Genomic DNA, 227 nt, shown 5'->3' with positions numbered 1-227 from the left:
CTGAAAGCATCTAAGCGTGAAGCCCACCTCAAGATTAGATTTCCCATAGCGTAAGCTAGTAAGACCCCTCGAAGAACACGAGGTTGATAGGTCGGAGGTGTAAGCATGGTAACGTGTTCAGCTGACCGATACTAATAGGTCGAGGGCTTGACCAATAAATGTTATTACAAAGTTAACTTAAGTGCAATTTTGAAAGAATAATCTTTCAAAGATCTAGTAATGATGCG

At 41.0% G+C, this 227-nt stretch carries 1 rRNA gene; it reads left to right on the top strand.

The features are described 5' to 3' along the window. Window positions 1–155 (top strand): 23S ribosomal RNA (locus OCU55_RS23900); the annotation flags it as partial. Window positions 156–227: the final 72 nt, after the last annotated feature.

The sequence above is a fragment of the Clostridium folliculivorans genome, assembly GCF_024341905.1.
Lineage (GTDB): Bacteria > Bacillota > Clostridia > Clostridiales > Clostridiaceae > Clostridium_AR > Clostridium_AR folliculivorans.
This window is presented reverse-complemented; position numbering and strand designations above follow the sequence as displayed.